This window comes from Acidihalobacter yilgarnensis, assembly GCF_001753245.1.
In the GTDB taxonomy this organism is placed as follows: Bacteria; Pseudomonadota; Gammaproteobacteria; order DSM-5130; family Acidihalobacteraceae; genus Acidihalobacter; species Acidihalobacter yilgarnensis.
Genome location: NZ_CP017415.1, coordinates 2,229,014 through 2,241,868 on the forward strand (window position 1 = coordinate 2,229,014; position 12,855 = coordinate 2,241,868).

Below are 12,855 nucleotides of genomic sequence, written 5' to 3' on the forward strand. Positions count from 1 at the left end.
CTGAAGTATGGCTGAACAAGATATACCGTCATCGCCGGCGGATACGCCCCGCGTGTTGATCGTCGCGGGCGAGGCTTCGGGTGATCAGCATGCGGCGCAATTGATCGAACAGATATCAAAGCTTGCGCCTGAGATCCACTTCTCAGGCATCGGCGGCGAATGCATGAAACGCGCCGGCGTGGAAATCCTCATCGATTCGGCCGAGCTTGCGGTCGTCGGCCTGGTCGAGGTGTTGATTCATTATCGGACGCTGCGCGGGGCGCTAGAACGCATGCGGCAAAGACTGCGCGACGAGCGTCCCGATCTGCTGATACTCGTCGATTACCCCGACTTCAACTTGCGCCTGGCCAAAACTGCCAAGGCACTCGGCATCAAAGTGCTTTACTACATCAGCCCACAGGTCTGGGCTTGGCGCCAAAAGCGGGTACACGTCATCCGTGAACGCGTCGACATGATGGCCGTCGTCTTCCCCTTCGAACTGCCCTTCTACGAATCGGCGGGTGTGCCCGCACGCTTCGTCGGCCACCCCCTCACCGAAGAGGTGCACTCCGCTCTCACCCGCGATCAGGCCGCCGCCCGCTTCGGCCTCGACCCGACGCGGCCGATCGTTGGATTGTTCCCCGGTAGCCGACGTGGTGAATTGCAGCGCCTGCTGCCACTACAACTCGCAGCCGCTCGAAACCTGCAGGCCGAAATGCCGGCGCTGCAATTCATCCTGCCACGTGCCTCGACTCTCAACGAAGACAGCATCGACGCACACCTGCATGAGGCAGGCATTGAGGTCAAACGGGTATCCGCCGATTTTTATGACGTCATACAGAGCTGCGACGCCATCGTGAGTGCTTCGGGCACGGCTACCCTGGAGATTGCGCTGATGGGGAAGCCGCTGGTGGTGATCTATCGCGTCAACCCGATCAGCTACCGGATCATGCGCCGCCTGATCCGCGTCGATCACATCGCATTGTGCAATATCGTCGCGGGTCAGCGAGTAGCCGTTGAGCTGATTCAGGATGCCGCCACGCCGGAGGCCATCGCCCATGAACTCCGACAATTGCTCACCGATCCGACGCATGCGGCACGCGTACGCGAGGGCTTCGCGCGTGTGCGTGAGCAATTGCGTGGCGAACATCGTAGTATCGATATCGCCAATCTGACCTTGGAAATGCTGGGACGAACGGCGAATACGGATTGAATTTCAGATAGCAAGTACGCGCCCGAAACGTCCGTCGCTTAACGGATGATGCTGCGCCGCACGTCCTTCTGCAGAAAATCCAGCAACGGACGAATCGCGGGTTCCGTCGTCGCCAGCACCGTCAATTCCGCCAACGCATCGTCAAGGGTCAGACCCTGTCGATACAGCAGCTTGTAGGCACGCCGCAACTGGCTAATCTGTTCAGGCGAGAAGCCCCGCCGCTTCAGCCCTTCCTTGTTGATGCCATGCGGATGTGCCGGGTTGCCCGATACGATCATATAAGGCGGCACGTCCTTGGCAATCGCACTACCCATGCCGGTGAACGCATGGGCGCCGATACTGCAAAACTGATGTACCAGCGTGAAGCCGCTGAGAATCACCCAATCGTCGATATGCACGTGCCCAGCCAGTGAGGCATTGTTCGAAAAAATCGTGTTGTTGCCGATCCGGCAGTCATGGGCGATATGAATATAGGCCATCAGCAAATTGTCATCGCCGATGAGCGTGCGGCCATTACCGTTGAGCGTGCCGCGGTTGATCGTCACGCTCTCGCGAATCAGGTTACGGTCGCCGATCACAAGTTCCGTCGGTTCGCCGCGATACTTCTTATCCTGCGGATCCGAACCAAGCGAGGCGAACTGCAGAATGCGATTATCGCGACCAATGCGGGTCGGTCCCTCGATCACCACGTGCGGGCCGATATAGGTGCCGGCATCTACGGTAACATTTGGACCGATAACGCTGAACGGGCCAACCGTCACATCCCCAGCCAGCTCGGCGCTGGAATCGATGATGGCTTGTGGATGAATCAAGGCATCACCTCTCGTCCCGCGCACATCAGCTCGGCCTCCGCGGCCAAATCGCCATCGACTCGCGCTTCCGCCGAAAATTTCCACATATCCCGCTTCACGCGCAGCAATTCCACACGCATGACGAGTTGATCACCCGGAATCACTTGTCGCTTGAAGCGTGCTCGATCGACCGATACGAAGAGATACAGGTAATTTTCTGGCGGCGGGGCTTCTCCACGCGTCTTGAATGCGAGCAGTCCAGTAGCCTGGGCCATGGCCTCCAAAATCAGCACGCCAGGCATGACGGGGCGATTTGGGAAGTGCCCTTGAAAAAAGGGTTCATTGACCGTGACGTTTTTTACCGCGGTCAGCCATTCTCCCGGCACATAGTCGACCACCTTATCCACTAACAGGAAGGGATAACGATGTGGCAGAAAATTCATAATTTCCTGAATATTAAAAGAATTCAAAGTACTCGCCTCAAATGATTCCATCGACCACGATTCAGGAATTGTCCCCGTGGTCATTTCTGCTCTGCTCTTCAAGCCTTTTGAGTTCCTTGGCCATCTCATCCAAATGACGGAACCGAGCAGCATTGCGTTGCCAGCTACGCATCGGCTGTGCCGGCATGCTGGACGAATACGCACCGGCTTCGTCGAGTGAACGCGCCACCAAACTCATACCCGTCACATGCACATGATCGACGAGTCGCAAATGGCCTGCGATACCAACACCACCACCGATCGTACAGTAGGCACCGATTTGCGCACTCCCGGCGATGCCAGCGCAAGCTGCAATGGCGGTGTGATCGCCAATTTTCACGTTGTGGGCCACCTGGACGAGATTATCGATCTTCACGCCGTCACCCAGGATCGTGTCTTCTATCGCTCCGCGATCAATCGTGGTGTTCGCACCGATTTCGACATCCTCACCGAGGATCACCCGACCCAGCTGAGGCACCTTGAGCCAGCGACCGTCATCTGATGCCAGACCGAATCCATCGGCGCCAATCACCACGCCGGGATGAATCTGCGTGCGCGCACCGATCCTACAATCAGGACCGACAGTCACGCGCGCCACCAGCCAGACACCCTCGCCCAATTCGACATCATCAAGGAGCACGCAACCCGGTCCGACTATCGCACCGGCACCTATGCGGCAGCCTTGACCGACTACGGCCAGAGCACCGATGTGCGCAGCCGGGTCCACGTGTGCACCCGCATCGACCACCGCGCTCGGGTGTATTCCAGGCGGGGGGCGCTTAGCGGGATGCAGCAATGCCGCTGCGCGTGCGAAGGCGGCATGCGGATTGTCGCAGACCAGGCAAGGCACGGGAGATTCTGCCACGTGCTGCTCGCATAACAGGACAGCGCCGGCATGGCTCGCGCGTAAGCGCTCGAGATAACGCTCGTCCGCCAGGAACGTCAACGCTTCCGGCCCTGCGCTATCCAGAGTCGAGACACGTGAAACTCTGTTCCCGGCCTGATCGGCCGCTACCCGTGCGCCGACTGCCTGGGCCAACTGCCCCAGGGTCATGCTCACGGCTACGTCCCCTCCTGCTTCGCCTTATTTGGCTGTTTTCTTCAAATCCGCGAGCACTTTATCGGTCAGATTGATCTTGTCGCTCACGTACACTACGCCATCACTGAGAATCATATCGTAATTGCCCGCTTTGGCGACATGCAGAATAACTTCGGATATTTTTTTCTGCAGCGCCTGCAGCACCTGATTACGCTTGGTGCCGAAATCTTCACGGAAAGAGGCCAATTCCCGATTGAAGTCGTTTTCCTTCTTCTGCAAATCGATTTCTGCCTGCTTCTTACGCTCGGAAGACATTGCACTAGCATTGCGCTTGAGATCCGCCTCCTCTTTCTGAATCCCGTCACGAAGCTCACCCAGCTTCTTTTCGCGCGGCTGGAATTCTTTCTGCAATTCAGCTCGTGCGGCTTCGGCCTGTGGCGACTTGGCCATGATTTCGGCAACATTCACGAAGCCGATTTTCCCACTAGCCGCCTCGCTGGCGGGAGACAGCAACAATAATGCGGAGATCGCGAACAGAGCCAGCAAGCTTTTACGTACGGACATATAACACCTCAGAAATAGGTACCGATGTTGAACTGGAAGAGTTGCAAATGATCACCCGGACGGGCGTTAAGTGGCTTTGCCACACTAAAGCTCAAGGGTCCAATGGGCGACAGCCATTCCAGGCCGATACCCGCTGAAGCCCTCAGATTTTTGGTCTTGTAATCCTGGGGTGTGGCAAAGACATTACCGACATCGACAAAGGTGCTCAATCGGACAGAGCTCGAATTTTTTAGGAAGGGCATCGGGAAGATCAGGCTGACTCGCCCGACAACCTTTAAATCACCGCCCACCGGTAATCCTGACACCGGATCCTGCGGGCCCAATGAGTAATCCTGGTAGCCCGCTACGCTGTTAATGCCGCCCGCATAGTACGTGTCGAAGAAAGGCAATGTATGAGTGCCACCGTAACCTGCGCCATAGCCCAGCGTACCACTGAGCGACAATGTCAGGTTGTGCGTGACAGGCAGATATTGGTGATTGTCGTAACCCAGCTTGTAGTATTTGATCGAGCTACCAGGCGTGATCAGGCTCAAATTAAGCGTCTGGTAGTTGCCTTCGGTAGGGAATACGGTGCGGTTACGCGAGTCATGCGAATACCCCATCCCTAAAGTAAACATACTGTAACTATTACCGTGACGAGCGATGAAATCTGTCACAGTTTGCGAAGGCGTCGTGCCAGGCTGAACCTTGATACCTTGATAACCATAGCTGGCATCCAGACGGTCATATTCAGAAACAGGGATACCGTAGCTAACCGTACCGCCTATACGATCCGAGCTGTAGTCAACCACATAGACTTGGGTGGTATTGGTCTGCTGGTAATACAGATTGATCGAGCGACTAACACCGTTAAGCGTGTAATAGGGATTGCGATAGTTGAGCTGGTAAAGCGTGTTGATGCTGCTGGTATTCACACCCAACTGAATCGCCTTACCTTCGCCTAGAAAATTATTGGTGCTCACGCTGGTCGAAAGGATCACGCCTTCAAATTGTGAATATCCCACGCTGGCCATAAAGCTGCCAGCCAGGCGTTCCTTCACGTGCACATCCAGGTTAACTTCATTGTCACTACCAGGCACTCGCTGGGTATCGATATTGACGGATTCGATAAATGGCAAACGCTGGAGGCGAATCTTGGAACGCTCGATCTCTTTGGCGGAATACTGAGATCCTTCCAATTGCCGCATTTCCCGCCGCAAAACCTCTCCCAGGGTGCCTTTATTGCCGAAGAAATGTATCTGATTCACGTAAACCCGCTTGCCCGGATCCACGAAAAAAGCCAGACTTATTGTTTTGTTTTTTCGATCGATCTCCGGAATTGGATTGACATTCGCAAACGCATATCCGTGATCACCGTACAGTTTGGTCAATGCCTTAATACTATCCGTGACTTGTTTGCGCGAAAATATCTGTCCGGCCTTGACACTAATCAGCTTATCTATCTCCGCTTTCGGATAAAGCAAATTACCCGCAAGCTTGACGCCAGATACGCGGTACTGGTCACCTTCATGAACGTTGATATCGATATAAATATGACGATGTGAAGGCGTCAATGCAACTTGGGTCGAATCTAGAGCAAAATCGATATACCCATGGTTGAGATACTCTGAACGAAGACTTTCGAGCGAAGTATTCAGCCGCTCACGGGAGTATTTATCGCGATCACTGAAAAAAGCCCACCAAGGCGGAATACCGACATCGAGCAATCCACGCAGATGCTGTTCCGTATAGGCCTGATTGCCGACAACATTAACCTGCTTGATCTTCGCCGTACGACCTTCGACGATCTTGATGTCAATATTCACCCGATTGCGCGGCAAGTGCTTAACCACTGCGTCTATTTTGACGTTATATTTCCCGCGTGAGAAATATTGATCGCGCAGTGCGTTCTGCAGCTGCTCAAGAACGGCCGGCTTGTATATTTGGGCCTTGGCGACATGCGCCTGCATCAATACCAGTTTGAGCTGAGCTTTGCTGATGACTTTATTGCCACTGAACTTAATGTCATTGATCGCCGGCCGCTCCTGAACCTTGACGATCAAAACGTGATTCTGTCGATACAGACTCACATTGCTGAAAAATCCCGTGTGATAAAGCGCACTGATGATCTTGCTGGATTCGGCATCATTGAAGGTTTCTCCCTTGTGGATCGGCAGATAGGCAAAAACCGTCCCCTCTGATATCCGTTGCAAGCCCTGCACCTCAATACCAGATACCTTGAACTTGTCGGCCACGGTTGCGGCATGCGCCTCCCCGCACAGTAAAGTCAGCAGGACTGGGATACACAGTGAACGCTTTAAAATCATTAAGTCAGCAACCTGGAAATGTCATTGTAAAAGGCGAGCGACATGAGCGCTCCGAGGAAAACCAGCCCGATCTTCTGACCGATCAATTCGGCGTGTTCAGATAGCGGGCGCCCGCGTAATAGCTCAATGGTCTGATACAGAAGATGTCCGCCATCGAGTACGGGCACTGGAAGCAAATTAAGCACGCCCAGACTCAGACTGACGACCGCGAGAAACCCAAGAAAGGCAGACAAGCCGATCGCGGCCGTAATGCCTGCATATTCGGCGATGGTAACCGGCCCACTGAGATTCCGGACGGATGCCTCTCCAACGATCAACTTGCCCATCACTCGGAGGGTCAACACCGTCATGTCCCAGGTCCTGGCAGCCCCTTCTCTCAGGGCCTGCAGCGGACCATACCGCACCTCTGTGCGCAATATTGCTTGTACTGACTTGGGCACGATGCCACCAATCTGGGCATCGATAAAGCCCTGCACATGCCCATCCCTCATTTTGGGGTGTGGCGTAAGCGTAAGCGGTATTTGCTTGCCATCACGCTCGACAACGAGTGACATACCCTGGCCAGCATGTTGCTGAATCTCCTTGATCCAGGCTGAGGTCGAGGTAACCCCCTGACCATTCATACTCAGAATGTGGTCTCCGGGCTGCAGGCCGGATTTTGCCGCCGCTCCCCCAGGCATGACCTTGGCGATCACCGGCGTCGACGGCCGCCAGATCGAAAGCCCCATCAACTGCAAGACTTTGTCACCGTGTTTGAGCAGGCCCAATTCGGCAGTTGGCATCTCTCGCGTTTCGACTGCGCCAGAAGCGGTGCGCACACGCAGGACAAGACTGCCATGGCTGATACCATCGGCCAGCAACATGAGACGAGCTTGCTCCCAGGTCTGAACCGGACTGCCATTGACGTCTAGAATCAAATCTCGCTCATGAAAACCCGCAAGGGCCGCCGGGGTTTCGGGCGTCACGGTTCCGATGTAAGGGCGAATGCCCTGCACACCAACAATGAACATCGCGGCATACAGCAGGATCGCAAGCAGAAAATTGGCGATTGGTCCCGCCGCCACGATCGCCATGCGATGGGTCACTGGTTGTCGGTTGAATGCACGATCCCGAAATTCCTCCGCTACCTCACCTTCCCGCTCATCCAGCATTTTGACGTAACCACCGAACGGTAGAGCGGCGATCACATATTCAGTCTGATCCTTACCCCGCCATCGCAGCAGCGGGCGACCGAAACCGATGGAAAAACGCAAGACGCGAACGCCCAAACGTCTGGCGACCCAGAAATGGCCAAATTCATGCACCGTCACCAGGATGCTGACGGCCACAATAAATGCTGCGATATCCCACAATACGTTCACGATGTGACCTGCAAGCGGGTATAGCGCGCGTCGACGCTGCGCTGCGCGGAAAGTCGGGCACGGGCATCCCAGTCCAATATCTGTTCGAGATCACCGGCGTCGCCGGGTGCCAGCGCAGATAGGGTGTCGTCGATCACACCCGGTATATCGGTAAATCGCAATCTCCGATCGAGGAATGCCGCAACGGCAATTTCATTGGCAGCATTGAGTATTGCGGTGGCTGCGCCACCGGCCGCCATCGCCTCGTAGGCGAGTCTCAGGCACGGGAAACGCGCCATGTCCACGACCTCGAAATCCAACCGCGCAACGGATATGAGATCCAGCGGCGCCACGCCCGAATACATGCGTTCGGGCCAAGCCAGTGCGTGAGCGATGGGGGTCCGCATGTCCGGATTACCCAATTCGGCCAACACCGAGCCGTCGCTATAACTGACCAATGAGTGAATCACGCTCTGCGGATGCACGACCACTTCGACACGGGTGGGATCGACGCCAAACAGCCAGCAAGCCTCGATGACCTCCAACCCTTTGTTCATCAGCGTTGCCGAATCCACCGATATCTTGCGTCCCATCGACCAATTGGGATGAGCGCAGGCTGCTTCCGGTGTGACTTGATGCAGTTCCTCGGCAGCATGGCGCCGAAACGGGCCGCCCGATGCAGTCAATACGATACGCTCCACGCCCCGTGACGGCAGATCGCCACCACGCGTGCCGCAAGGCAGACATTGAAAGACGGCGTTGTGTTCGCTGTCGATCGGTAGCAGTACAGCCTGGTGTTCAGCAACCTCGGCCATGAACAAGCCGCCGGCCATCACCAACGCCTCTTTGTTCGCCAACAGTATGCGTTTGCCCGCGCGCACGGCCGCCAGGGTGGGTAATAGCCCTGCGGCCCCAACGATTGCTGCCATCACCACGTCAACCTGTGGCAGGGCCGCCACTTCGGTTAGGCCCGAGGGTCCGGTCAACACCTGCGTATCGATATCCGCACCCCGTATACGCTGTGCGAGATCGCGCGCGGCGGCCGGATCCGCCATCACGGCATATTCAGGCTGATGCTGCAGGCAAAGCTCGAACAATCTTGCGCTATCGCGGTGTGCTGTCATCGCCGTGACGCGAAAACGATCAGGGTGCCTGGCAACCACGTCGAGGGTGCTAGCACCGATACTTCCGGTTGCGCCCAGAATTGCCAGTCGCTGCACCGCTTGGGTCACAAACCGCTCCCGCGCAGCCATAGCCATCCCATCAGAAAGACGGGTGCTACCGCCAAATGGCTGTCAAAACGGTCGAGAACACCACCATGCCCAGGCAACAGGCTCCCGCTGTCCTTGGCCCCGGCTAGACGCTTGAGCAGGCTTTCGAAGAGATCGCCGACCACGGATGCCAGCACCGTCAACAGGCACAAACCCACGAAGCCCATGCGCAGCCACACGTCATCGGCGACGAAGTGCCATGCACCCGCGATGGCCAGCAGCAAAGACATCAACATTTCTCCCATCAGGCCTTCCCACGTTTTGCCAGGGCTCAGGCGGGGCGCCATGCGATGACGTCCGAAGCGCTTACCTGCCAGATATGCGGCGCTGTCACCTACTGCGGCCAGCACGACCAGGAACACGAGCAGCCAAGGATCATACCTTTGGAGCCACACGATGGCGAGCCATGCAGGCACCAGAGATGGCAGAACCGCCAGACGCATGACCATCCGCATGCCGCCGATCACGTCCAACGGGCGGTTGGGGCTGTATACCAATAGCAGCACGGTGGCAGCGAGCCACCAGATCACGCCAATCAGGATCGGAAGACGCACATCTCCATGCTCCGCCAGGCCCCAAGCCAAGCCGGCGACCACCGCTACGACGGCCACATAAGCCAGCCGGATCAAGGGCGTATGCCCCCCGGTCAGGCGCGCCCACTCGTCCGCACCAATCAAAAACGTCACCAAGACGAAAATGCCGAAGGCAATATTCGGCAGACCCAAGATCGCCGCGAAGGCGACGCCGGCCAGCAGCAAACCCGTGACCAAGCGCTGTTTAAACACGTGATTCCACCTGCTCTCCGGTGCGTCCGAATCGTCGCTGCCTACGGCCATAATCGACAAATGCCTGATCCAGCTCGGCAACGTCAAAATCAGGCCACAGCACATCGGTGAAATAGAGTTCTGTATAGGCCAGCTGCCACAACAAAAAATTACTGAGGCGTCGTTCTCCGCCAGTACGGATGAACAGGTCTGGATCTGGCAGTCCTGCAGTAGCCAACCCGCTCGCGAGGGCAGTTTCGTGCGATTCCTGCGCCACCTCCTCCAGCTTCATATGCTCAGCCGCCTGAGTGATATCCCAACGCCCGCCATAATTAACCGCGACAACCAGGGTCATAACGTGATTGTCCCGAGTACGCACCTCCGCCTCCGTCATCGCCGCCTGCAAACGCACGGTGAAAGCCTCTCTCGCACCGATGAAGCGCATACGTATGCCTTTTGCCGCCAACGTGCCGATTTCCCTGCGCAGTGCGGTGATGAACAACTCCATCAGAGCACTGACCTCGCTCTCGGGGCGGCGCCAGTTCTCGCTGCTAAAGGCAAACAAGGTCAGCACCTCGACGCCACGTTGCGCACATGCCTCAATGACGGCGCGTGCCGAATTCACGCCACGGCGATGGCCTTCGGTCCTGGGCAAATGACGGGAACGCGCCCAGCGACCATTGCCATCCATGACGATCGCAAGGTGCTTGGGAACGGGGGCTTTGCTGGCGTTATCTGTTTGCACGTAATCGAAGGACCACCGGGATCGGAACCGTCAACGGTCAAATTTCCATCAGTTCCTTTTCTTTCTGCGTCAGCAGGGCATCAACATCGGCGATGCTTTGATCCGTCGCCTTCTGTATCAAATCCTGTGCGCGATGCTCTTCATCCTCTGAAATCGCCTTGTCTTTGACCAGAGACTTGAGATCGTTGTTCGCATCCCGACGAATATTTCTGACGGCCACTCGAGCACTCTCAGCCTCATGCCGAACCACCTTGACCAAATCGCGCCGACGCTCTTCGGTCAGCGGCGGCATGGGCACACGAATCACCGTTCCTGATGTGGCCGGATTCAAACCCAGATCCGAGGTCATAATGGCCTTCTCAATCGGCCCAACCATCGTCTTTTCCCAGGGTGTGATACTCAAGGTCCTGGCATCTTCGATCCCGACCTTTGCCACCTGATTCAGCGGTGTGGCATTGCCGTAATAATCAATCATGATGTGTTCGAGTAGACTTGGCGTCGCACGACCGGTCCGAATTTTGGCAAATTCATGCTTGAGCGACTCGATGCTTTTCTGCATCCGAGTCTTCGCATCACTAAGCGTTTCGTCAATCATCATCAGTCTCGCTTTACTAAGGTACCGACAGACTCTCCCATCACCACGCGCTTGAGATTGTCCGGCTGGTACACATCAAAAACCCTAAGCGGGATCGAATTATCGCGGCACAGAACCAGTGCGGTTTGGTCCATGACTTCGAGGCGAGAACTCAGCGCCTCATCATACGTCAGGCTGTCATAACGTAGCGCGTCAGGATTATGCATCGGGTCGGAATCGTAGACGCCGTCCACCTTGGTGGCCTTGAGCATCAGATCCGCGTTGATCTCGCTGGCGCGCAGGCTCGCGGCCGAGTCGGTGGTAAAATAAGGATTGCCCGTGCCGGCCGCGAAGACCACCACGCGCCCCTTTTCAAGATGACGGACCGCGCGGCGACGGATGTAATCTTCACAGACTTGGTTGATTTTGATCGCCGACATCACCCGGCAGAAGGCACCGTGGTGCTCCAATGCATCCTGCATTGCAAGCGCATTCATCACGGTTGCCAGCATGCCCATTTGGTCAGCGGTCACGCGGTCCATGCCTGCCTGGGCTAGCCCAGCGCCGCGAAACAGATTACCACCTCCGATCACCATGGCAACCTGTACGCCAAGTCGACTGATTTCGGTGACTTCCCTCGCCATGCGCTGGATCATGTCAGGGTCGATACCGAAGGACAGATTGCCCATCAGCGCCTCGCCACTGAGTTTCAGGAGAATACGTCGATAAGCGGGTTTGGCAGGTTCGCTCATGAGGCGGAGATATCCCGTGGTGAGTGGCGAAACCCAGGCAACCGAGAGCTACCTGGGGTCACATGCAAACGCGCGGACCGACCCGGGGTCGATCCGCGCGGAGACCAGGACACGCAGTCAGGCGCCCTTGACCTGCGCCATCACTTCCTCGGCGAAATTTTCCGCCTGTTTCTCGATACCCTCGCCGACCTCGAAACGAACGAAGCGATTGACCGAAGCGCCCGCATCGGACAGCAACTTAGCGACGGTGGTATCGGGCTGCTTCACGAAAGGCTGCCCAAGCAAGGTGATCTCACCCAGATATTTCTTGAGGCGCCCCTCGACCATTTTCTCGATGATCTCGGCGGGTTTGCCGCTTTCGGCTGCCTGCGCGGTATAAATCTCGCGCTCTTTGGCCAGCAACTCTTGCGGCACCTCCTTCGGGTCGACGCAAACAGGGCGCGATGCCGCAATATGCATGCAAATATCGCGTGCCAGAGCGTCATCACCACCGACCATATCCACTACCACGCCAATCCGCATACCATGGATATAGGTACCCAACCGGTCACCGGTAGCCTCGAAACGGGCGAAGCGACGCACCTGTACGTTTTCGCCAACCTTGGAAACCAGCTCCTGGCGACGCTCTTCGACAGATTTGCCGTCAACGCCCGAGGGTAGCGCCGCCAAAGCGTCGATATCCGCCGGATTTTCGCCCAGCGTCCGCTCGGCCACCATGGCCACGAAGCCACCGAAATTCTCATCCTTGCCGACGAAATCAGTTTCGCAATTGACTTCGAGGAGCACTGCGGTCTGGCCGTCTACCGATTGCGCTGCGACGACTTGGCCCTCGGCCGCGATACGCCCAGCCTTCTTGACCGCCTTCGCAGCACCGGATTTACGCATGGCCTCGATAGCGGCCTCGATGTCGCCATTACTCTCGGTCAGCGCCCGCTTGCACTCCATCATGCCGGCTCCGGTACGCTCACGAAGCTCTTTGACCAGACTTGCGGTTATTTGCATGCCTTTTAACTCTCCTAAATTCAGGTGGTGACC

Annotated in this window: 13 protein-coding genes; 1 reads left to right on the forward strand and 12 read right to left on the reverse strand. The window is 56.6% G+C overall.

Annotation, left to right across the window (positions count from 1 at the left end; genetic code table 11):
* Positions 1–7 precede the first annotated feature (7 nt).
* Positions 8–1,192, forward strand: a complete 1,185-nt coding sequence (lpxB, locus tag BI364_RS10665) for a lipid-A-disaccharide synthase (RefSeq protein ID WP_070078722.1) — start codon at positions 8–10, stop codon at positions 1,190–1,192.
* Between the two features lie 38 nt (positions 1,193–1,230).
* On the opposite strand, the gene lpxA is transcribed toward lpxB, so the two are convergent.
* The 12 genes from lpxA to tsf all read right to left on the reverse strand — a co-directional run bounded on the left by lpxA (position 1,231) and on the right by tsf (position 12,822).
* Positions 1,231–2,004, reverse strand: a complete 774-nt coding sequence (lpxA, locus tag BI364_RS10670; protein ID WP_070080019.1) for an acyl-ACP--UDP-N-acetylglucosamine O-acyltransferase — start codon at positions 2,002–2,004, stop codon at positions 1,231–1,233.
* Positions 2,001–2,453, reverse strand: coding sequence for a 3-hydroxyacyl-ACP dehydratase FabZ (fabZ, locus tag BI364_RS10675; RefSeq protein WP_197495683.1), 453 nt, complete (start codon positions 2,451–2,453; stop codon positions 2,001–2,003). The genes lpxA and fabZ overlap by 4 nt, the downstream gene beginning before the upstream one ends.
* Before the next feature lie 34 nt (positions 2,454–2,487).
* The gene (gene lpxD / locus BI364_RS10680; RefSeq protein ID WP_070078724.1) at positions 2,488–3,519 is read right to left on the reverse strand and encodes a UDP-3-O-(3-hydroxymyristoyl)glucosamine N-acyltransferase; all 1,032 of its coding nucleotides are present in this window, start codon (positions 3,517–3,519) and stop codon (positions 2,488–2,490) included.
* Between the two features lie 30 nt (positions 3,520–3,549).
* Complete coding sequence (locus tag BI364_RS10685) at positions 3,550–4,068, reverse strand: OmpH family outer membrane protein (protein WP_070078725.1); 519 nt, start codon at positions 4,066–4,068, stop codon at positions 3,550–3,552.
* Between the two features lie 8 nt (positions 4,069–4,076).
* Positions 4,077–6,302, reverse strand: coding sequence for an outer membrane protein assembly factor BamA (gene bamA / locus BI364_RS10690; RefSeq protein ID WP_197495684.1), 2,226 nt, complete (start codon positions 6,300–6,302; stop codon positions 4,077–4,079).
* Between the two features lie 71 nt (positions 6,303–6,373).
* Complete coding sequence (gene rseP, locus BI364_RS10695; RefSeq protein WP_070078727.1) at positions 6,374–7,735, reverse strand: RIP metalloprotease RseP; 1,362 nt, start codon at positions 7,733–7,735, stop codon at positions 6,374–6,376.
* The gene (gene ispC, locus BI364_RS10700; protein WP_070078728.1) at positions 7,732–8,967 is read right to left on the reverse strand and encodes a 1-deoxy-D-xylulose-5-phosphate reductoisomerase; all 1,236 of its coding nucleotides are present in this window, start codon (positions 8,965–8,967) and stop codon (positions 7,732–7,734) included. The genes rseP and ispC overlap by 4 nt, the downstream gene beginning before the upstream one ends.
* Positions 8,943–9,770 (reverse strand): phosphatidate cytidylyltransferase, encoded by an 828-nt coding sequence (locus BI364_RS10705; protein ID WP_070078729.1) that lies wholly within the window; start codon positions 9,768–9,770, stop codon positions 8,943–8,945. The genes ispC and BI364_RS10705 overlap by 25 nt, the downstream gene beginning before the upstream one ends.
* Positions 9,763–10,494, reverse strand: a complete 732-nt coding sequence (gene uppS, locus BI364_RS10710) for a polyprenyl diphosphate synthase (protein ID WP_070078730.1) — start codon at positions 10,492–10,494, stop codon at positions 9,763–9,765. Before uppS ends, BI364_RS10705 begins: the two co-directional genes overlap by 8 nt.
* Positions 10,495–10,531: 37 nt before the next feature.
* Positions 10,532–11,089 carry a ribosome recycling factor gene (frr, locus tag BI364_RS10715; RefSeq protein ID WP_070080020.1) on the reverse strand — a complete coding sequence of 186 codons (558 nt, stop codon included), beginning with the start codon at positions 11,087–11,089 and terminating at the stop codon, positions 10,532–10,534.
* A 2-nt stretch (positions 11,090–11,091) separates the two neighbouring features.
* The gene (pyrH, locus tag BI364_RS10720) at positions 11,092–11,820 is read right to left on the reverse strand and encodes a UMP kinase (RefSeq protein ID WP_070078731.1); all 729 of its coding nucleotides are present in this window, start codon (positions 11,818–11,820) and stop codon (positions 11,092–11,094) included.
* A gap of 117 nt (positions 11,821–11,937) precedes the next feature.
* Positions 11,938–12,822, reverse strand: coding sequence for a translation elongation factor Ts (gene tsf, locus BI364_RS10725; RefSeq protein ID WP_070078732.1), 885 nt, complete (start codon positions 12,820–12,822; stop codon positions 11,938–11,940).
* Between the last annotated feature and the right edge of the window lie 33 nt (positions 12,823–12,855).